Source organism: Novosphingobium sp. PhB55 (assembly GCF_004368805.1).
GTDB lineage: Bacteria > Pseudomonadota > Alphaproteobacteria > Sphingomonadales > Sphingomonadaceae > Novosphingobium.
In genome coordinates this window covers 49,979-70,856 of record NZ_SODQ01000010.1, presented here as the reverse complement: position 1 = coordinate 70,856, position 20,878 = coordinate 49,979, and the positions used below count along the sequence as shown (strand labels likewise).

The following is a 20,878-nucleotide window of genomic DNA, read 5'->3' as shown; positions in this document are numbered from 1 at the left end:
CCGGCACATCGGGACGTTCAGCGGCCCAGCGTCCCGGCCCAGGCACGCATGTCCGCGGCAAAACGCGTCAGTTCGCCTTCGTCCTCGAACACCGAATGGCCCGCCGCATAAGTCTTCGAGGTGCGGCGATCCGGCCCGATCCCGGCATGGTCGAGCGCGAACTGCCCCGCCGCGACCGGCGTTGTGATGTCGTAGTAACCGCCCACCGTCATCAGCTTCATGTCCGGCTTGTCGGCCATGGCCCTGGCCAGGAAGGGCGCGAAGCGCACGGTGCGATAGACTTCGCCGCGGCCCCAGTCCCACTTGAAGTTGATGCCCAGGTTGAGCGTGCGATAGGCGCTCGGCAAGGGATAGCCCAGGTCCTTGCCGATGTAGTCGGCGATCAGATGGCCGGTCTCCCCGCCCAGCGTCATGGAAGGATCGTCGAAGGGCGGGTGCATGTTGGATTCGGCAATGGCCCGCGTCGCGCGGCCGTCGAGCTGGCCGGTGCGCAGGCCCTTGGCGGAAAGCAGGCCGAGCATGAAGGATTGCCGGTCCAGCTGCAGCCCGTCCTTTTCCAGCGTCGCCGCGGGGATCCCGATCAGTTCCGAGATGCGTGCGGCGATTTTCGCCCGGTCGGCCTCCGGCAGCGACGCGCCGGCGATGAGGGCGCGGGCATAGTCGTTCTCCGCAAAGGCGCGGGCTTCGGCGAAGTGCTCCGCCACCGACTTGCCCTTGCGGTCGACGGCCTGGTGATACCAGGCGACGGCGGCGAGCGTGGGCAGGAGCGAAACGTCGGAGATCACGGGGCCGTCGTTGTCGCCCAGCGAAAGCGAGAACAGCGCCACGCCGTTGGGCAGCGGCAGCTTCGCCTTGCTTTCGGCATCGAGCATGGCCAGCGCCCGTGCGGTGCCGTAGCTTTCGCCCACGATCGCGAAAGGCGCATCGGTGCGGCCATTGGCCCGGCGCCAGCGCTGCACCACGTCGGCCACGGCGGCGGCATCGCCGGAGACCGAGAACAGGCTGGTGGCATCGGCGCCCTTCACCGGCATCGAAGCGCCGGTGCCCGGCGGATCGATGAACACCAGGTCGGCCACGTCGAGCAGGCTGTGCGGATTGTCGTCCAGCCGCGCGGCATCACCCTTGCCGACGATCCGGCGCGGGCCGAAGGCGTTGAGGTGCAGCGGCGAGGACGATGCGCCGGGGCCGCCGTTGAAGAAGAACAGCACCGGCCGCTTCGCACGCGCCCCGGTGTGCTTCGCATGGGCCGCATTGCGCGCGACATAAGCGTAAGTGACGACCACCGCCGCCGTCTGCCCCTTGGCGTTCGCCACCGGCGTTTCGGTGACGATCGCGTCATAGCCCAGCTTTCGGCCGCCGAAGGTTCCCTCGTGGCGGGTGAGCACGACCCTGTCGCTGGCGGCAGGACGCTCCACCATCGGCTCCATGGCCTTGAGGAATACCGGCGGCATCGGCAGGCTTTCGTCCTGCGCCAGCAGCGGACCCGCGGGCAGGAGCGCGGCCACAGGCAGGAGCGCGGACAGGGCTAGCAGGCTGGAACGCAGGAAAACGGTCTTCTTGGCGGACATGGGGTCTGGTTCCGGATCAGGAGGAAGCCGGCAGCGCGGCGATCAGGCGTTCGATGTCGTCCATCGTGTTGAACCACGAAGGACAGATGCGGAACCGGTTGCGGCTGAGCGTGATCGCCACCCCGGCCCGGTTCAGCGGCTCGGCCAGCGCCTTGTGCGCATCCGGCAGGACGCATGTGAGCAAGGGACTGCGACAGTCGCGCGGCGTGACGACCGTGTAACCCTTGGCCGGCAGCGCCTCGTGCAGGCGGCGCAGCAGGGGCTGGCGATGGGCCATGATATTGTCCACGCCCAGCTCCAGCAGCTTCGCCAGGGACCAGTCGAGCTGGGCCATCACCGCGTGCGAATGGGTGCCCATGGCGAACAGGCCTTCGGCATCGCTGCGCGGCGTCATGTCGGCGATAGTCTCGCCGGGCTGGTCGTAGGGATAGACGTGCGGGTTGAAGCCATCGAGCTGATAGTAGCCGAAGCGCTTGCGCTTGAGGCGCGGCAGCCGGTCCGGGCGGACATAGAGGAAGCCCAGCCCGAAATCGCCCATGAGCCACTTGTAGCTGGCCGTCGCCGCGAAATCGACGCCGGTGGCCCTGACGTCGATCGGCACGGTGCCCGCCGCATGGATGATGTCGGCATAGACCAGCGCGCCGCGGGCATGGGCGATCTCGCAAATGCGCTTCAGGTCATGCTCGAAGCCGTTGTAGGTGGAGACGAGCGAGAGGCTGACCAGCTTCGTATCGGGACCGATCGCCTTCTCGTAGGCATCGGGATCGATCCGGCCGTCCGTCGGCCGGATCCAGCGCACGTCCACGCCTTGCTTGCCAAGCTGGTCGTAAAGCCAGAACGAGCCGAAGAAATGCAGCGTATCGGTCACCACGCTGCCTTTGGCGGCCGGCAGGTCGAGCGCATCGACGATCGATTGCTCTCCCGCGGTCGTGCTCTGGACGAAAGCGAGGTCTTCCGGGGCTGCGTTGATGAGGCGGGCGAAGGCGGACTTGATGCGGACTTCGGTATCGTGGCTGGACCACTCGCGCATTTCGGTGCGGGTCCGGAAATAGGCGTCCACCGATGCCTTGGCCGGCAAGGGCACCGGATGCATGGTGCCGGAATCGAGGTAGACCTTGGCCATGGGCGCGAAGTCGCCCGCCCGCGAAAGCGAACCGGCCGCGGCAGGCGCGGCCGCAAGGGCCTCTCCCGCCATCGCCGGGGCCAGCGGCAGGAGCGCCGAACCGCGCAGCAAGGTGCGACGGGAAAGTGCGGTTTCGGCGGGCGAATCGGATCGTTGGATCATTTACGCATCCTAGGCAAAGGCTTGCGCATAAGAATTGCGCATTTCGGGCGTTGCTGCATCGGCAGTCAAGGACGGGTGCCGAAGGTGATCGCGCGACGTCCCCCTTCGCGCATAAACTTGCCTCCACAACTCGGCTAGGGTCGGCGGGAAGCTGATCCCCGTGAAAGGTCCCAGATGCCTGCCAAGCCCAACCGCCTGCCTCGCCCGGCACGGATCTTCACCGCCCTGATCGCCGCCGCACTGGGGACCAATACCCCCACTCTGGGGAACAGCATCCCGGCCCATGCCGAACCGGCGGGCAGCGCCTGCACCCCTGCGGAATCCGGTGCCTCGGCCCGGCTCGGCCGCATGGACTATGCCGCCTGTGCCGGGACCATGGAGATCGGCGACCGCCAGACCGGCAAGCAGGCCGACTTGTTCTACACCGCCTACTTCGCAAAGGCCGCAAGCCCCGAAACCCGGCCCATCGCCTTCGTGTGGAACGGCGGGCCCGGCGCGGATTCGCGCCTGCTGCAGTTCCATGCCCTCGGCCCGCGAACGCTCAGGGGCGCCGCGCTGGCGGACAATCCCGGCAGCCCGCTGGCCGCGGCCGACCTGGTATTTCTCGATCCCGCCGGAACGGGCTTCAGCCGGGCCGCTTCCGAACGCGCGGCCAAGAGCCTCTATTCGACCACCGGAGACCTTTCCGCCACGACGGCGTTCATCCTGAACTTTCTCAAGAGCCGGGGGCGCGAGAAGGCGCCGGTCTATCTCGTCGGCGAAAGTTTCGGCACCTGGCGCGCGGCCGGCGTGGCGGAAGCCCTGATCGACGCAGGCCAGCCGGTCGCCGGGATCGCGCTCGTTTCCGGCGGCATACCGATGGGCGAGGAACGCGACCGGGCGCTGATGCGCGCGCTGACCCTGCCCAATCGCACGGCAACGGCGCTCGCCCTCGGCAAGCTCGACCCGGCGCTGGCGGCAAAGCCGGCCAGGACCCTTGCCGCTGCCGAGCAATGGGCGCGGGAGGTCTGGTATCCCGCCCTGGCCCATCCCGATGCCCCCGGCGACCGCGCCCGCGTGGTGGCCGGCCTGGCGCGCTATACCGGACTTGCACCGGCCGCGATCGACGCGAAGACGCTCTGGGTATCGCCGCGGGACTTCCGCACCAGGCTGCTGGCATCGGAGGGCAAGACGCTGGGCATCTTCGACATGCGCCGCACCGCGCCGCCGGCCGACGACAAGGCCGGCGATGCCGCGATCCTGGCCTTCTACCGCCAGACGCTGGGCTATCGGCAGGGCCAATACGCCGGGATCGACATTCCGGAGCTGCCGGTAGGCAACGACTGGCAATACGACCAATCGCCCATCACCAAAGAATCGCTCGCCCGCGCGATGGCCGGCGAAGGCCCGCCCAGCGCATCGCAGCCCTGGGTTCAGCGCGCTCTGGAGAAGGCGCCTGCCATGCGGGTCCTGGTGGCGACCGGCCTTTACGATTCGCTTAACGGCTGCGCCGCCAACCGGCAGGCCGCCGCCGATTTTCCCGCCGCCCTGGCGGAGCGGATCACGGCGCACTGCTATCGCGGCGGCCACATGATGTACGAGGAACCCGCAGAGGCCGTGCAATTCGCCAGCGACTTGTCCGCCTTCTTCCGCAATTCACAACCCGCGGCAAAGTGAGGCTAGAAATTTCGCGATTCCTCTTCGGTGCGAAATTTCAATTCAAACAGCCTCACCCGCGCATCGCACAACGCAACCCCCTCGCTGCCCGCCTGCGCTAGTCTCTCGCTCAGGGATTAAAAACGCATAGAGCACATGAGGGGTAGTTCGATGATCCAGTCACGCATGGAGAGGGCCGGCCTGGCGGCGCTCATGGTTTCCACCGCCGTCGCCGCGCTGTTCGCCGCCCCGGCCTTCGCGCAGGACCTCGCGCCGGCTGCCGACGACAGCGCCTCCGCCGTGGACATCGTCGTCACCGGATCGCGCATTCGCCGCGACGCCTCGGACGAGACCGCCCCGCTCAATGTCGTGGACAGCCAGACGATCGCGGATCGCGGCTATATCAGCGCTTCGGAAGCGCTGAACCAGCTCACTTCGAACAGCCCCATGCTCAACCAGGCCGACGGCAGCGGCGAAGGCAGCGGTTCGGGCCAGCAGTTCCCCAACCTCTTCGGCCTGGGCGCCGGGCGCACGCTGACCCTGCTCAACGGCCGCCGCATGGTGACCAGCTCCTCGGGCCTGGGCGATGCCCAGGTGGATGCCAACATCATCCCGCTCGGCCTGCTGGACCGGGTCGAAGTGGTGCAGGGCGGCGGCGCGGCGGTCTATGGATCGGACGCCATCGCCGGCGTGGTCAACTACGTGCTGAAGGAAAGCTTCGAAGGCCTCGAACTCGATGGCCAGAACGGCATTTCCTCGCGCGGGGACTATCACACCTACAGCCTGCGCGGCACGGCGGGCAAGAACTTCGCCGACGGGCGCGGCAATGTCGCCATCGACCTGAACTATGCCCAGTCGCCTACGCTGATGTTCGCCGCGCGCCCGCTTTCGGCGCTGGGCCGCCTGACGGTGAGCAACCCGGACGATACCGGCCCCAGCGACGGCATTCCCTCGGTCAAGGAACTGCTCGACGCGCACTTCTGGGAATTCAACTCGAACGGTGTGCTGTTCAACACGCCCGCCCCCTTCACGCGCTTCCTGACCCAGTCGAACGGCACGCCGCTGCAGTTCGATTCCAGTGGCAACGTGGTGCCCTACGATCCCGGCACCAGCGTGGGCATTCCCTTCTCCAGCGGCGGACAGGGCTTCGCCTATCGCGACCTGGCGGGGCTGCGCACCGGCGTCCAGCGCTTCACCGGCAACCTGATCGCGCACTACGACCTGACCGACGCGATCACCCTGCGCACCGAACTGCTCTATGCCCATACCGAAGGCACCGAGATCCCGCAGGGCCAGAGCCGCACGATCCTGAACTTCGGCACTTACGCGGGGCCGGTGGTCTTCACGATCGACAACCCCTACCTGACCGACCAGGCCAAGGCCGCGCTTTCCGCCGCCCGCCCGGCCTTCGCGGCCGGTGCGCCGCTGTTCCTGTCCAAGTATTTCCAGGACCTGACGCCGGACAATCTCCAGCGCTACAAGACCGACACCTATCGCGCCCTGCTCGGCGTGGACGGTGAATTCTCGGCCGGAAGCCGCAACTTCTACTGGTCGGTTTCCGGCAGCTATGCCCGGGTCGACGGTTCGCAGCGCCGCTGGGAAGTGGACAACGCCAAGTACGCGAACGCCATCGACGCGGTGCTCTCGGGCGGCCAGATCGTCTGCGGCATCAACGCCGACGCCGATGCCACCAACGACGACGCGGCCTGCGCGCCGATCAACCCCTTCGGCAACGGCAATGTCTCCAAGGCCGCGCAGAAGTACGTAAGCGTGCGCGCCGGACTGGACTATCGCAACGAGCAGACCGACATTCTCGCCACGCTCGGCGGTGACGTGATCCGCCTGCCGGGCGGCACGGTGAAGTTCAGCCTGGCCTACGAGCACCGCGACGAGCAGGTTTCCTACAACCCGCTCGCCGCCAACCAGCAGGGCCTGTTCGGCGGCGGCACGCTGGAGATGGCGCAGTCGGCCGGATACAATACCGACGAACTCTCCGGCGAACTGCTGATCCCGCTGATCGACAGCGCGATGAACGTGCCGATCGTGCACATGCTGGAAGCCAGCGCGGCGGGCCGCCTGGTCGACAACTCGATCGCCGGCAAGGAGCAGGTCTGGGATCTCGGCCTGCGCTGGCAGCCGGTGGACGGCGTGACCCTGCGCGTCAGCCGCAGCCGCAACTTCCGCGCGCCCACCCTGGCGATGCTGTTCGCGCCGACGACGACCTCGCTCGGTTCGGTGGGCTACGACCCCTGCGACGCCGACCGCATCAACAGCGGCGCCAACCCTTCGGTACGCTACGCCAACTGCCTGGCCGCCTTCACCGCGAACGCGAACTACGGCGTAGAGGCCGACGGCACCAATGCGGGCCTCAGCCCCGCCGAACGCCTCGCCCGGTTCCAGGACCCGGCCGAGAACTTCGAGCGCGCCACCATCACCACGGGCGGCAACCCGAACCTGCGCAACGAGATCTCGGATACCTTCACGTACGGTATCGTGCTCCAGCCCAAGTTCATCCCCGGCCTGACGATCAGTGCGGACCGCATCGAGATCGACCTCAAGGACGGTCTCTCGGCCTTCACCACCGAGGACTTCACGGCCGCCTGCTATGACAACACCACCCCCGATCCGGCGGTCTGCAATGCGTTCTCGCGCATTGCCTCCTCGGACGGCGTAAGCCCGGGCGGCACGATCCTGGCCGGCACCACCACGACCTTCAACGCCGGCGTCGTCAAGTATCGCGGCGAAGTCTACGCCATCGACTACACCTTCGAGCCTGGCCGGATCGGCGCCTTCCACGTCGGCGTCAACGCCACGCACAACACGCTGCTGACCACCTCGGTCACCGGCGAGAACTATATCCGCACCGACAACACGTACGAGAAGCCCACCTGGGAAGGCCGCTTCAACCTGGACTGGACCAGGGGTCCGGTGCGGGTGAGCTACCAGGCCTACTACCTCGACAAGACCCGTGCCGCCTATGACGCCACGATCGAAACCAACCCCAACCCGATGCTGGACAGCAACCTGACGCACTCGATCTCGGCGCAAGTCGAAGCGGGCGCGATCACCTTCCGCGCCGGCATCGACAACTTCACCGACGAAGCGCCTTCCTACCCGCAGATCGCCTATGGCGACATCCTCGGCCGCCGATTCTGGATCGGCGCCAAGCTGAAGATGTGACGGGTTCCGGCGGCGCCGGGGAACATTCCCTTCCCGGCGCCGCCGCCACCCGACGCACTCGGCATTACCCGGCAGATACGAGACAATGGCTTCCCGCCCAGACGACCAGACTTCGCAGTCCTACGCCCAATGGGTCAGGCGCTCGATCATCCGGAACAGCAATTCCCGCAGCCTCCTCGTCAGCCTGTTCGAAAGCTCGGTCCCCGAGCCGCGCGACCTGCTGCGCGACGTGCTGCTCGAAGGCTTCGAGGCGGGCATGACCTCGCGCTACGCCAGCACTTTCGTGAAGGGCAATCCCTACCTCGTGGCCGCGCTGGCGCGGGACTACGGCGTGCGCGAGGAACAGGTGCTGACGACCACCGGCGCCACGGGGGCGCTGTCCCTGATCTACCGCGCGCTGCTTTCGCCGGGCGACCGCGTGCTGGTGGAGAACCCCAGCTTCGAACTGTTCGGCAACCTGGCCCAGGCCAGCGGCATCGCGGTGGACACCTTCGAGCGCCCGGCACCGCGCTTCGCCATCGATCCGGGCGCGGTCGAGGCCGGCCTGCGACCGGAGACGCGGATGATCGTGATCTCCAACCTGCACAACCCTTCGGGCATGGCGGTGGACGATGCCACGATCGCCGCGCTGGGAGAGATCGCCGAGCGGCACGACCTCCTCGTCGTGGTGGATGAAGTCTATGCGCCTTACGCCGGAACGCGGATCCGCCCGGCCGCCTCGCTCGGCGCCTCGCCGCGGCTGGTCTCGGTCAACAGCCTGACGAAGATCTTCGGTCTCAGCACCTTGCGCTGCGGCTGGATCGTCGGGGACGAGAGCGTGGTCAATCCCGTGCGCGAACTGGCGCAGGAAGTGGACTTCGCGATCTCGAACCTCGCCCACGCAGTGTCCGCGCTCATCGTCGAGCATCCCGCGCGGTTTCTGGACAATACGTTCTCCGTGCTGGCCAAGGCGCGGCCGATCATCGAATCCTACCATGCCTACTGGCTGGCCGAGGGCCTGGCCGAGGGCGAACTGCCGGAAAGCGGCTGCATCGCCTTCCCCCGCCTTGTCGGGATCGGGGATACCGAGCGCTTCTCCGGCTGGCTTTCCGATCGCTGCGGCGTACTGGTGGCGCCGGGGGAATATTTCGGCGCGCCCGGACATGTCCGCCTCGGCTTCGCCATGGAGCCGTCGCGCCTCGATTACGGGCTTCAGGCCCTGACCGACGGCCTCATCACCTATCGGGAACATAACAAGCAGCTGGAAACGCCATGAAGTTCACGCCGCCGCAGCCCTTCGGTCGCAAAAAGAAGTCTCCGCTGCGCCTTTCGGTGCTGACGGGGATCGCACTGTCAGCGGCGTCTGCCGGACCCCTTCCGACGCTCGCGGCCGCGCCGCCGGCCGAACGGGTCCTCATCGATGCGCGGGTATCGCAACCCGATCCCGCGCATCCTGTCCGCGCCGAGCTGGGACTTGTCCCTGTTTCAGCCGGCGCGGACAGTTCCGCGGCCACGGCCGGCTACCTCTCCTATTCGCGCAAGGTCGCCCGTTCGGCCGAGAGGCCGGTGATCTTCGCCTTCAACGGCGGCCCCGGCGCCTCTGCCGCCTATCTGCACATGGGGCTGCTTGGCCCCGTGCTCGCCCATGTCCCGCAGGACCCGGCGAGCCGCGATGCCCGCCCCGGCCGCAGCGGCCCCGGCCCCGCAAAGCTCTACGACCTCGCCGACGTAGTGTTCATCGATCCGCCCGGAACCGGCTTTTCCAGCCGCCCGGAAGGGGCAGCCGCGGCGCCCTACAACACCGTGGAGGGCGATGCCAACGCCGCCGCCGACCTCGTGCGGCAATGGCTGCGCGGCCATGACCGCCTGGGGGCGCCGGTCTATATCCTGGGCGAGAGCTACGGCACGATCCGCGCCGTGGCCATGCTCGATGCGCTGGACCGGCAGGGCCTTGGGAAGAACGTGCGCGGGGTGGTCCTGCTGGGCCAGGCGCTCAACATGATCGAGACCTCGCAGCGGCCCGACAACGTGGTGACTTATGCGGTGTCGCTGCCGACGCTGGCCGCCATCGCCTGCTATCACGGCATGGTGAAGGCCCCCTGCACGCCCGAAAGCGTGACGGCGCAGGCCGCCCGCTTCGCCCGCGAGGAATACCTGCCCGCGCTCTACCTTGGCCGCGACCTGCCGCAGGCCGGGCGTGAACGCCTGGCCGCGCGGCTGGCCGAACTCACCGGCATTCCCGCCGGGTTCTACCTCGCCAACGACTTGCGCATCTCCAAGGAGCACTTCCGCGTCGAACTCCTGCGCGCGCAAGGCAAGGTCATGGGTCGCTACGACGCGCGCTACCTGGCCGACCGGCCCGACAACGTCACGACAATGATGCCCGGCGATCCGTCCTCGTCGATCTCCGAGGCTTTCGGCCAGGCGATGAAGGACTATCTGGCCGGCACGCTCAAGGCGCCGGGCGCCGATGCCTACAAGGTGATCGCGCGCTTCGAGGGAAGCTGGAGCTACGGCGCCGAGGATTCGCCTTTCGCGGACTGGCCGTTCATGGCCACCGTGGAGCGCCACGCCGCCAGCAACGCCTGCCTGCGCCTGTTCGTCGGCACCGGGATCTACGACACCACCACCACCATCGGCGCGGCCGACTACCTTTTCGCGCAGTCCAGCCTGCCCCGCGAGCGCTATCGCAACGCCCGCTACGTCGGCGGCCACGTCTTCTACTCCGATGACGGCAGCCGTGCGCGGTTCCAGTCCGACCTTGCCGAATTCATCGCGGCCGACGGCTGCCGGGGGGCGCGCAAGTGAGCGACGCGGAACAGGCCCTGCGCAAGGGCATCGGTCTCTGGGGCGTCGTCTCGCTCGGCCTGGGGACGGCGGTGGGCGTGTCGATCTTCTCCGCCGTATCCCCCGCCACCGGGCTGGCCGGGCCGGGCATGCTGCTCTCGGTCGTGATCGCGGCGCTGCCGATGTACCTGATCGCCGTCAGCTATGCCTATCTCGGATCGGCCGATCCGGTATCGGGCGCCAGCTTCGTATGGCCTTCCCGCTATCTTCATCCCACCCTGGGCTTCTTCATCGCCTGGATGCGCATCATCGCCAACATGGGCGCCATGGTCGTGCTGGCGCTGGTGCTGGTGCGCTATGTCTCGATGCTGGTGCCGCTGCCGGTCAAGCCGACGATGTTCGCGGTGCTGGTATTGGCGCTGCTGGCGAACCTCGTGGGCGTCCATGTCGCCGCCCGCGCGCAGACGGCGATGGTGGCCGCACTGATCGTGCTGTTCGGCCTGTTCGTGGCCTGGGGCGGCTTCACCGCGTCGGAACCGGCGCGGCTGGAACCGTTCCTGCCAAAGGGCTTCCACGGCGCGCTCGCCGCCGCGCCGCTGCTGATGGGCCTGTTCTTCGGTATCGAGGCCGCGACCGAAGCCGGCGGCGAAGTGGCGAACAGCCGCCGCAACATCCCGGCCGGCATCGCGCTCGCCATCGGCTCGGCCACGGTGCTCTACGTGGCCGTCGCCTTCGTGGCGCTCACCGTGCTCGGGCCGGAAGCCCTGGCCGGCAGCGAGGCGCCGATCCTCGACACGGCCAAACGCTTCATGGGGCCCCTGGCCGTGCCGGTGATCATGCTGGCCGCCGTCGCCGCGATCGGCACCAGCCTCAACGCGATCTTCACGATGTTCAGCCGCAGCCTCTTCGCCATGGCCGAGGCGGGCGTGCTGCCGCGGATCATCGCCCGCGTGCATCCCCGCTCGCACGTTCCGCACATGGCCCTGTTCGCCGTCTTCGGCATCGGCTGCGTGGGACTGCTGATGCCGATGGAGCTGACGTTCCTGTTCCTGGCCGTGAACATCCCGAACCTGGTGAAATACGGCAGCATCTGCCTTTCCGCCGCCCGCGTCGCCCATGGCCACCCGCAGCTTCACGAAGGCGCGGGCTTCAGGCCGGCGCGCCGGACGATGGTGGTCCTGGGCCTGGCCGGCGCGGTCTGCGCGCTCGGCCTGATCGCCGTGGGCCTCGAGGCGGACTGGCGGCCCTACGTGCTGCTGCTGGTCTGGGGCGGCATCGGCGCGATCTGGTATTTCGCCCGCCGGGAACGTTGAGGAAGGCGCGGGCAGGCGGCCTATCGGCCCCTGCCCGCGCCCTCTACCGGCTCAGAACGCGAGGTCCTCGTGGGCTTCGGCGCCCGATCCATTGGTCAGCGCCACCGGCTTCGCCTCGGCCACGGGCGCCACGATCCGGGGCGCCTCGGCAAAGGGCTTCACCCCCACCTCGCGCCAGATTTCCGAAGGGAAGTAGACCGTCCCGCCCTTCACCACCATCGCCATGCGATGGATCGCCGACAGGTCTTCCAGCGGATTGCCGTCCAGCAGCACGAAGTCGGCATACTTGCCCTTCTCGACCGAGCCGTAGGACTGGTCGCGGTGCATGTAGCGCTCGGGGCCAAGCGTGCCGATCTTCAGCACTTCGGCTGTGGGCAGCCCGGCCTCGGCATAGATCTGCAATTCGCGGTGGACCGACAGGCCGGTGCCGTCGTCGGTTCCGGGCAGGAGCGTGATGCCGCGCTTGTACATGTCCAGCAGCAGCGCCTTGATCGTCACGAAGGCGCCGTCGTAACCGGCGGCATCTTCGGGCGTCTTGATCGGGGCGATGCCCTGGCGGCGATTGCGCTGCACGCCCACCGGCAAGTGATCGAAATAGCCCGCCACCGCCGGGCTGATCCTGCCATCGCGGCTCATCATCAGCAGTTCCAGCGTCACCGCCGTGGGGTCGAGCGCGATGTGCTTCGCCTGCATCGTATCGAGCGTGGCGGCGACGCGCGGAGAGGCAAGGTCCAGCCCCGCCGTCCGGCGCATGGCCGTGAGGCGCAGCGGCGTGCGGGTGTCTTCCCTGGGATCGAGCACCCAGCCCAGCATGAGCTGGTTGATATGAGTCACTTCGTCATAGCCCGCCGCGATCATGGCATCGGCATTGGTGAAGGCCGGGATGTGCCCGGTCACGCCCATGCCCAGGCGCTTCGCCTCCCGGACCACGCCGGGCACCCATGCGGGATTGAAGCTGTTGTAGATCTTCACCTGCCAATAGCCGCGCGCGCCGTACCAGCGCACCGCGTCCAGCGCTTCCGCCTCGCTGCCCGCGATGAAGCCGTTGCGCGAGCTGTAGGGGCTGCGTCCTTCCAGGAAGCCGTTGCGCACGATGCGCGGCCCGGCCACTTCGCCCGCATCGATGCGGTGCGTCAGGTCGATCAGGAAGGCGTTCTCGTTGCCCATGTCGCGCACGCTGGTCACGCCCGAGGCGATGTAGAGCAGGGCGGACTGCAGCGAGACGTGGGCATGCATGTCGTGCAGGCCGGGAATGACCACGCGGCCCGCACCCTCCACGGTCGCCTCGCCGGGTGAGGCAGGGCTGTCCAGCGGCTCCACCGAGGCGATGCGATCCCCGAAGACCACCACCGAGACCGGATCGCCGATCTTGCCGCTCGCCGGGTCGAAGACGCGCACGTCGCGGATGCGGATCGGTGCGGTATACGTATGCGCGACCTTCTTCTGGATCGCGGCGAAGCGCTCGGCCGAACGCACGGCGGCGATCTTCGCCAGGTCCCCGGCGAACGAGGAAAGGTCCTCGCGCACCGTGGCATTCGTGGGCGAATAGGCCGCGACGAGCGCGCCCTTGTCGTCGAGCAGGATCGCGCTGGGGGTCAGGCCGATGCCCTTGACCAGGAACGCGCGATAGGCCGTGCCGCCCAGCGTGACCGGCGCTTCTTCCTCCAGCGAGAGCGTTCCCCCCGGTGCCGCTGCGAGCACATGATCGGCATCGGCCAGCAGCGCGCGGGCATAGAGGCCGAGCGAGAACGGGCTGCCCTCCTGCGCGACGTAAAGCGTGGGCACCCTGGCCGCCATCGCGCCCTTGCCGGTGGTGTCGACCCAGGACAGCCGCTTGCCTTTGGCCGTGAACTGCTCGTCCACCTTGTTGCCGAACGTCGACGTGCCTTGCAGGGTCCAGCTCGTGGGCAGCCCCTGGGCGCCCAGCACGATCGTCTCGTGCATCGTCGGGCCGCGGCCGTTGCTCTTGACGTCGTGGTCGATCGAGACGGTATCGCCCTCGATATCGGCCAGGACATGGCCGACGTTCTCGCCATTGTCGATCACCGCGAAGCGCTGGGTCTCGGCATGGAGCGCGGCGGCCGAAAGCGCCAGGGCGGAACAGGCGAGCCAGCGCAGGCCGGCGGTCGGTCTCATCGTCATCGGTTCTGGGTTCCGTGGATCTTGTGGCTGTGTGCTTCGTAGAGATGGGCGGCCGATGCCAGGTCCTGCACCGCATGGCCGAGCGACTTGTAGACGGTGATGTCCTCGGCGTTGCGGCGCCCGGCCACCTGGCCCAGCAGGACTTCGCCGATCTCTGCGACAATATGCGCGTCGTCCACCAGGCCGGCTTCTTTCGCCACCAGGAACTCGGCGGCGGCATCGCGGGCGGAGGCCTTGCTGTCGGCAATGAAGCGAGAGGCGACGACCAGCGCATTGTCCACTTCCACCGGCCCCGGTCCGCTGGAGCCGACGACGTTGACGTGCGTGCCCGGTCGCAGCCAGGCGCCCAGCAGGATCGGCTGGCGCGCACCGGTGAGCGTGCAGATGACGTCCGCCTCGCCCGCCGCCGCTTGCGCGTCCAGCGCCACTTCCACCGGCAGGCGGTCCTTCCAGGCGTCGACCACGTCCTGCGCCCTGGCCGGATCGCGTCCCCAGATCAGGATGCGCGAAAAGCGGTGGACCAACGGCAGGGCTTCGAGGTGCGAATGGACCTGCCCGCCCGTGCCCATCAGCAACAGCACTTCGGCATCGTCCCGCGCCAGCGCCGCCGTGGCGACGGCGGTGGCGGCGGCCGTGCGGATATGCGTGATCTCCTCGGCATCGGCCACGCAGACGGGGCGGCCTTCCACGGGTTCGAACAACGTCACCACCCCGCGATGGCGGCGCACGCCGGGATTGCCGGGCTCCGCGAAGACGCTGATGAGCTTGGCGCCGAACATCCCCTGTTCGGACAGCGCTCCCGGCATCAGCCCGAAAGTCCGCCCTTCTCCCATGTGGATCATGGTGCGCAGCAACTGGCGGGTTTCTCCCAACGACAGCGCCTTCATCGCCTCTCGAACAACCGCGATGCAAGAGGGATAGTCGAGCAGCGCGCGCACGTCCTCCGCATCGAAGATCGCCAGTTCGCCTCGTTTCATAGAATGACCCGTCCCTGTTGCCGATTATCGGTTTGCGTCGAGCATCAGTGATAGCGCCGTGCCTGGAAATATCTCCGCCTTTATTGCGCTCGATCGGTTTTGCGTGGCATGTTCAAACCAACAAACCATAACAGGGAGCATAATCTTGCCCGCCGAACTTGACCGGCTCGACATGAAGATCCTCGATCGCCTCCAGATCGACGCCTCGGAATCCTCCAGCGAAATCGCCGACCGCGTGGGGCTGTCGCAATCGCCCTGCTGGCGCCGGATGCAGCGGCTGAAGGAGGAGGGCTACGTGCGCCATACCGTGGCCGTTCTCGACCGCGAGAAGTTCGGCGAGAGCATGTTCATCTTCGCCCAGCTCAAGATGTCCCGCCTGTCCGACGAGGACCGCGACCGCTTCGTCCACGCGGTGGAGGCCACGCCGGAAATCCTGGAAGCCTATACGCTGTTCGGGGAGATGGACGTGATGCTCAAGGTCCTCGCGCCGAACATCGCCTGGTACCAGAACTTCACGTTCCGCACGCTGCTGCGCCTGCCCGGCGTGGAGGACGTGCGTTCCACCGCCACCCTGTCCGAACTGAAGTGCACGCACCGGCTGCCGCTGCCCTCGCTGCCGGGCTGACCGCAAGGCGGAGCCCGCCGCCGATCGCAGCGACGAGCATATTTCATGCGCGCCGGCGGGCCGGCGCCATGCTCTTTGCACATTATCCTTCGGAACGGACTGTTAGCCTCGTGCCATGACCTCGCATCGCATCGCCTTCATCGCCGCGCTTCCCGCCGTCCTCATCGCATCCGCGCCTTTCGCGGCGGCGCGGGCAGACGATGCGCCCGATCTCTCGATTACCCTCGCGCCCGTCGCCGATCCCCGGGGCGCGCTTACCCGCATGGATGTCGCGATCCGTTTCGAGGCCCCGCCGCAAGGCGATGCCCTGGCCGCGATCGCCCTCACCGCGAACACCGTCGAGACGTCTGCCGGCCATATGGAAGCGCTGGCCTTTTCCGATGCGAAGGGCGCCCTGCCCGTGGAAGCGCAGGACGCGGCCAGGGACGGCGACAACCGGGACCGGACGTGGAAACCGCTGCGCCCGGTCGAGGGTGCGGTCACCGTCTCCTACCGGCTGGCGATCGATCCGGCGCAGCCGGAACAGGCCAAGCCGCAGTACGAACTGCGCGCCAGCGACGGCGGCCTGTCCGGCGCGGGCAACGCCTTCCTCGTCCTCCCTGCCGACACCCTGCCGCGCGACCTCGTCGTGCACTGGGACCTCGCGCGCGCCGGCAAGGACGCGCGCGGCGTTTCCAGCATCGGCGTGGGCGACAGCCGCAGCGGCCGTCCCCTGCGCTCGGACCAGATCGCCGGCGGCTACTACATGGCCGGGCAGGTCGGCACATATGCCAAGGGCACGTTCTTCGGCACCTGGCAGGGCCGTTTCGGGTTCAACGGACCGGACCTGATGGACTGGGCCGCCCGGCTCCAGGCCTTCTACGGCACGTTCTTCGACCAGCGCCCCGCCAGCTTCGGCGTCTTCGCGCGGACCAACCACGTCAATCCCGGCAGCGGCATCGGCCTGACCGACAGCTTCGCCTTCACGTTCAGCGAAAAGACCCCGATCGCCGATCTCGAAGGCCTGCTGGCGCACGAGATGGTCCACGCCTGGATCAATTCGCTCAGCGATTCCATGGATGCGCCCGGCGGGCTGGGGCTTTCCTGGTTCGGCGAAGGGCTGGCCGTCCACTACCAGCGCATCCTGCCCTTCCGCGCCGGGCTGATCTCTTCGCAAGCCTTCCTCGACGATCTCAACTCCACGGCGGGCCGCTATTACACCAATGCCCTGATCGCCACGCCGAACGCGCAGATCGCCGAAGGCTTCTGGAAGGACACGCGCATCCGCGTGCTGCCTTACGATCGCGGCTCGCTCTATTTCGCCTCGGTGGACGCGCAGATACGCGCCGCCTCGCAGGGCAAGCGCTCGCTGGACGATCTCGTCCGCCACATGCTGGCGGAGCGGCGCGCAGGCCGGCCGATGGACCTGGCGCTCTGGAAGAGACTGCTCGGCCAGGAACTCGGCGCGCGGGGGCTGGCCGATTTCGACGCCATGCTGGCAGGCGGCACGGTTTTGCCGCCTTCCGATGCCTTCGGTCCCTGCTTCGAACGCGTGACGCGCCCGATGAAACGCTTCGATCTCGGCTTCGATCCGATGATCCTCGTCAACAAGGACCGGATCGTGGCGGGGCTCAAGCCGGGTTCCAACGCCGAAGCGGCGGGATTGCGCAATGGCGACCGCATTCTCAACCGCTTCCCGCAGGACGCTCTCCAGGGCGACCAGAAAGCCGAAGTCACGCTGGAGGTCGAGCGCGGCGGGCAGCATCTGCGCATCGCCTACCTGCCGCGCGGCGAAACGGTGCCCGGCACCTACCAGTGGCAGGCCCGGGCAGGCACCGACTGCGCCGCCCGGTAGCCCCGGCGGCGCTCACCCGGCGAGCAGTTCCTTGAGCGGCACACCCGCATCGGCAAGGCGGTCCACATTCGGCAAGGCGCCCGCTTCCACCAGCTTGCGGCCCTGGACGTAGTCCTTGACCGCGTTCACGCAGTCGAGTGCCAGGACCTTGCCTTCCTTGAGGTAGATCACCGAGAAGCTGCGGTCCTCGGGATTGCCGCGGATCACGGTCTGGTCGAAGCCCAGGCTGATGCCCGCCGTCTGCAGCCGCAAGTCGTACTGGTTGGACCAGAACCACGGAAACGCCTTGTAGGGCTTGGCATCGCCGCAGATCGCCTTGGCCACGCACGTCGCCATGTCGTTGGCGTTCTGCACCGATTCCACGCGCATCACCGTGCCGCCCGCAAAGTCGCAGGCGAAAGCCGCGCAGTCGCCGATGGCATAGATGTCCGGCAGCGAAGTGCGGCAATATTCGTCCACGTCCACGCCGTTGGCTCCGGCCGCGCCGGCCAGGATCAGCGGCCCGACCGCCGGGACGATGCCGATGCCCACGATCACCGCCTCGGCGCCCAGGACTTCGCCGCCGGCAAGCTGCACGCCGGTGACCTTGTGGCCATCGCCCACCAGGCAATCGACCGCGACGCCCGTGCGCAGGTCGACGCCGTGCGTCCGGTGCTCGCCTTGGTAGAATTCCGAGAGCGGCTCCCCTGCCACGCGCGCCAGCACGCGCGGCAGCGCTTCCAGCAGCGTGACCTTGAGGCCCATCTTCGAGAGCACTGCCGCCGCTTCGAGGCCGATGTAACCGCCGCCGATCACGACCACGTTCTTCGTGCCCGCATCGATTTCGGCCATCAGCGTGTCGCAATCCTCGCGGGTGCGCACGGCATGGACCCCTGCCAGATCCGCGCCCGAGCACGACAGCCGGCGCGGATCGCCGCCCGTCGCCCAGACCAGCTTGCCGTAGCCGTAAGTCTCACCGTCCGAGAGCGCGAGTTCCTGCGCCGCCGGATCGACTTTGGTCACTTCGGTGCCGAGCTTGAAGGTGATCTCCTTCTCGGCCCAGAACGTCGGCGGGCGGATGTAGAGACGGTCGAAGGTCTTCTCGCGCGCGAAGTATTCCTTGGAGAGCGGCGGCCGCTCGTAAGGATGCTCCGGCTCGCGGCCGATGACGGTGATGGTCCCCTCGAAACCGTTCTGGCGAAGGGCGATCGCGCATTGCGCACCGCCGTGCCCGGCTCCCACGATAACGACGTCTGCACGCTCCGCCATGGTCACACGCGCTCCAGCAGCACGGCCAGGCCCTGCCCGACGCCGATGCACATGAAGGCCAGCGCAAAGCGGCCGCCGGTGCGATGCAGTTCCTCCACCGCCGAAAGCGCGATACGCGCGCCGGACATGCCCAGGGGATGGCCCAGCGCGATGGCGCCGCCGTTGGGATTGACGCGCGGGTCGCCGGGATCGATGCCGAGATCGCGCAAGGTGGCGATGGCCTGGCTGGCGAAAGCCTCGTTCAGCTCGATCACGTCAAGGTCGTCCACGCCCAGCGCATGACGCGCCAGCACCTTGCGCGCCGCCTCGATCGGGCCTGCACCCATGATGCGCGGGGCGATGCCCGCGGCCGCCATGCCGACCACGCGGGCGCGCGGGGCGAGGCCGTGGCGTTTCGCCGCCTCCGCGCTGGCCACCAGCATGGCCGCCGCGCCGTCGTTGAGGCCCGAGGCATTGCCCGCCGTCACGGTGCCGTCCGCCTTCACTACCGGCTTCAGCTTCGCCAGCGCTTCGAGGCTGGTGGCGCGGAGGTGCTCGTCCTGCGCGAAGATCACCGGATCGCCCTTGCGCTGCGGGACCGATACCGGAACGATCTCGGCGGCGAAGCGGCCATCGGCCTGCGCGCGCGCGGCCTTTTCCTGGCTGGCGAGGGCGAAACGGTCCTGCTCCTCGCGGCTCACCTGCCACTGCTCGGCCACGTTCTCGCCGGTCTGCGGCATCGTGTCGACGCCGTAAGCTGCCTTCATCGCCGGATTGACGAAGCGCCAGCCCAGCGTGGTGTCCTCGATCTTCTGGTCGCGGCCGAAAGCGCTGCCGGCCTTGCCCATGACATAGGGCGCCCGGGTCATGCTCTCGGCGCCCCCGGCAATGAGAAAGTCCGCATCGCCGCCGCGGATCGCCTGCGCCGCCATGCCCAGCGCATTGAGGCCCGAGGCGCACAGCCGGTTGACGGTCACGCCGGGCACGCCTTCGGGCATCCCGGCCAGCAGCACGGCCATGCGCGCCAGGTTGCGGTTGTCCTCGCCCGCCTGGTTGGCGCAGCCGAGGATCACATCGTCGATCGCGCCCCAGTCGGCATCCGGGTTGCGCGCCATCAGCGCCTTGAGCGGCAGCGCGGCAAGGTCGTCAGCGCGCAAGGCGGCAAGCGAGCCGTTCAGCTTGCCGATGGGGGTGCGCACGGCGTCGCAGATGAAGGCTTCGGCCATGATCTTCAGCTTTCCAGGAACGAGGCGAGTGCCCCTGCCAGCGCCCCGGGCGCTTCCAGGGGGGCAAGATGAGCAGCTTCGAGCGAGACATGCGCCGCGCCGGGAATGCTCTGGACGAGGTGCTCGCCGTGCCCGGCGAACGGCGTGGAGCTATCGCGCGTGCCGGTGACGACCAGCGTGGGCGCGGCAATGGCGGGGATGCGCGGGCCCAGGTCCATGTCGCGGATCGCCGCGCCGCAACCGGCGTAGCCTTGCGGGTCCATGCCGAGGAGCTGGCGGCGCACGCTTTCAAACAGTGCGGGCGCGGCGGCGTCCGAGAGGAAGCGGCCCATGGCGAGGTCGGCGATGGCGGCCATGCCTTCGGTGCGCACGGTGCCGATGCGGTCGTTCCACGAGGCGCTGTCCATTGTGGCGGAAGTGCAGACGAGCACCAGCTTTTCCATCCGCTGCGGCGCGCGCAGGGCCAGTTCCATGCCGATCATGCCGCCCAGCGACACGCCCGCCGGCGAAAAGCGCGCGATCCCGGCGGCGTCGGCCACCGCCAGCACGTCTTCGGCCAGTCGTGCCATCGAGAAGTCACCCGGCTCGGCCACCGAAGCGCCGTGACCGCGGGTGTCGATGCGCAGCAGCGCGAAACGGTCCTGCAAGTGCGGCAGGACCGCGTCCCACAAGTCCATGTCCGTGCCGATGGAATTGAGCAGCACCAGTGCCGGTGCGTGGTCGCGGCCGTCGCGCTTCCAGTAGAGGCTGGCGCCGGGAACGTGAGTGAAGGCCATGGGTCAATCCTCCGGGGCGATGGCGACACGCAGCCCGTCGAGCGCGGCGGTCATGGCGATCTGGCACGACAGGCGCGACCGGGCGCCGCGATGGTCGGAGGAATCGAGCAGGTCGTTCTCGTCCTCGGACATGGCTCCGGTCGCGGCGGTCCAGTCCTCGTCGACGAAGACGTGGCAGGTGGCGCAGGAGCAGCAGCCCCCGCAGAGCGCCAGCAGTTCATCGAAGCCGTTGTCGCGGATCGCTTCCATCACGGAGCGGCCCTCTTCGGCATGGATGGCGGTTTCGTCTCCCGAACGGTCGACGACGATCAGTCTAGGCACGGA

Annotated in this window: 15 protein-coding genes; 7 read left to right on the top strand and 8 right to left on the bottom strand. The window is 68.1% G+C overall.

All coding sequences use genetic code 11. The features are described from left to right. Positions 1–17: 17 nt before the first annotated feature. Positions 18–1,568: a peptidase S10 gene (locus EDF57_RS22530; protein ID WP_134095938.1), complete on the bottom strand. Its 1,551-nt coding sequence runs from the start codon at positions 1,566–1,568 to the stop codon at positions 18–20. 16 nt (positions 1,569–1,584) lie between these two features. Continuing rightward, complete coding sequence (locus tag EDF57_RS22525; RefSeq protein ID WP_134095937.1) at positions 1,585–2,853, bottom strand: aminotransferase class V-fold PLP-dependent enzyme; 1,269 nt, start codon at positions 2,851–2,853, stop codon at positions 1,585–1,587. Positions 2,854–3,027: 174 nt separating this feature from the next. Here EDF57_RS22525 and EDF57_RS22520 point away from each other — a divergent pair, with 174 nt between their 5' ends. The 5 genes from EDF57_RS22520 (at position 3,028) to EDF57_RS22500 (ending at position 11,747) form a co-directional block, all read left to right on the top strand. Next, entirely contained in the window at positions 3,028–4,509 is a 1,482-nt protein-coding gene (locus EDF57_RS22520) for a peptidase S10 (RefSeq protein WP_134095936.1), read from the top strand. Between the two features lie 150 nt (positions 4,510–4,659). After that, on the top strand, positions 4,660–7,668 hold the full coding sequence (locus EDF57_RS22515) for a TonB-dependent receptor (RefSeq protein ID WP_134095935.1): 3,009 nt from the start codon (positions 4,660–4,662) through the stop codon (positions 7,666–7,668). An 85-nt stretch (positions 7,669–7,753) separates the two neighbouring features. Continuing rightward, complete coding sequence (locus EDF57_RS22510; RefSeq protein WP_132268891.1) at positions 7,754–8,923, top strand: pyridoxal phosphate-dependent aminotransferase; 1,170 nt, start codon at positions 7,754–7,756, stop codon at positions 8,921–8,923. Beyond that, entirely contained in the window at positions 8,920–10,455 is a 1,536-nt protein-coding gene (locus EDF57_RS22505) for a septum formation initiator (protein ID WP_134095934.1), read from the top strand. The genes EDF57_RS22510 and EDF57_RS22505 overlap by 4 nt, the downstream gene beginning before the upstream one ends. Further along, positions 10,452–11,747 carry an amino acid permease gene (locus tag EDF57_RS22500; protein WP_134095933.1) on the top strand — a complete coding sequence of 432 codons (1,296 nt, stop codon included), beginning with the start codon at positions 10,452–10,454 and terminating at the stop codon, positions 11,745–11,747. The genes EDF57_RS22505 and EDF57_RS22500 overlap by 4 nt, the downstream gene beginning before the upstream one ends. 51 nt (positions 11,748–11,798) lie before the next feature. Here EDF57_RS22500 and EDF57_RS22495 read toward each other — a convergent pair whose 3' ends face one another. Then, positions 11,799–13,889, bottom strand: a complete 2,091-nt coding sequence (locus EDF57_RS22495; RefSeq protein ID WP_243841235.1) for an amidohydrolase family protein — start codon at positions 13,887–13,889, stop codon at positions 11,799–11,801. Further along, positions 13,886–14,866, bottom strand: a complete 981-nt coding sequence (locus tag EDF57_RS22490) for an ornithine cyclodeaminase family protein (RefSeq protein WP_134095932.1) — start codon at positions 14,864–14,866, stop codon at positions 13,886–13,888. Before EDF57_RS22490 ends, EDF57_RS22495 begins: the two co-directional genes overlap by 4 nt. Before the next feature lie 145 nt (positions 14,867–15,011). On the opposite strand from EDF57_RS22490, the gene EDF57_RS22485 reads away from it, so the two are divergent. Both EDF57_RS22485 and EDF57_RS22480 read left to right on the top strand, forming a co-directional pair. Then, positions 15,012–15,491: an Lrp/AsnC family transcriptional regulator gene (locus EDF57_RS22485; RefSeq protein ID WP_243654400.1), complete on the top strand. Its 480-nt coding sequence runs from the start codon at positions 15,012–15,014 to the stop codon at positions 15,489–15,491. A gap of 115 nt (positions 15,492–15,606) precedes the next feature. Continuing rightward, complete coding sequence (locus tag EDF57_RS22480; RefSeq protein WP_134095931.1) at positions 15,607–17,325, top strand: peptidase M61; 1,719 nt, start codon at positions 15,607–15,609, stop codon at positions 17,323–17,325. A 12-nt stretch (positions 17,326–17,337) separates the two neighbouring features. Here the strand turns inward: EDF57_RS22480 and EDF57_RS22475 are convergent, their stop codons facing one another. The 4 genes from EDF57_RS22475 to EDF57_RS22460 are packed head-to-tail and all read right to left on the bottom strand — an operon-like array spanning position 17,338 to position 20,875. Beyond that, positions 17,338–18,573: an FAD-dependent oxidoreductase gene (locus EDF57_RS22475; protein WP_134095930.1), complete on the bottom strand. Its 1,236-nt coding sequence runs from the start codon at positions 18,571–18,573 to the stop codon at positions 17,338–17,340. A 2-nt stretch (positions 18,574–18,575) separates the two neighbouring features. Further along, positions 18,576–19,778 (bottom strand): 3-oxoadipyl-CoA thiolase, encoded by a 1,203-nt coding sequence (pcaF, locus tag EDF57_RS22470; RefSeq protein WP_134095929.1) that lies wholly within the window; start codon positions 19,776–19,778, stop codon positions 18,576–18,578. A gap of 5 nt (positions 19,779–19,783) precedes the next feature. Then, complete coding sequence (gene pcaD / locus EDF57_RS22465) at positions 19,784–20,554, bottom strand: 3-oxoadipate enol-lactonase (RefSeq protein WP_134095928.1); 771 nt, start codon at positions 20,552–20,554, stop codon at positions 19,784–19,786. Between the two features lie 3 nt (positions 20,555–20,557). Further along, on the bottom strand, positions 20,558–20,875 hold the full coding sequence (locus EDF57_RS22460; RefSeq protein ID WP_132268905.1) for a 2Fe-2S iron-sulfur cluster-binding protein: 318 nt from the start codon (positions 20,873–20,875) through the stop codon (positions 20,558–20,560). Positions 20,876–20,878 lie beyond the last annotated feature (3 nt).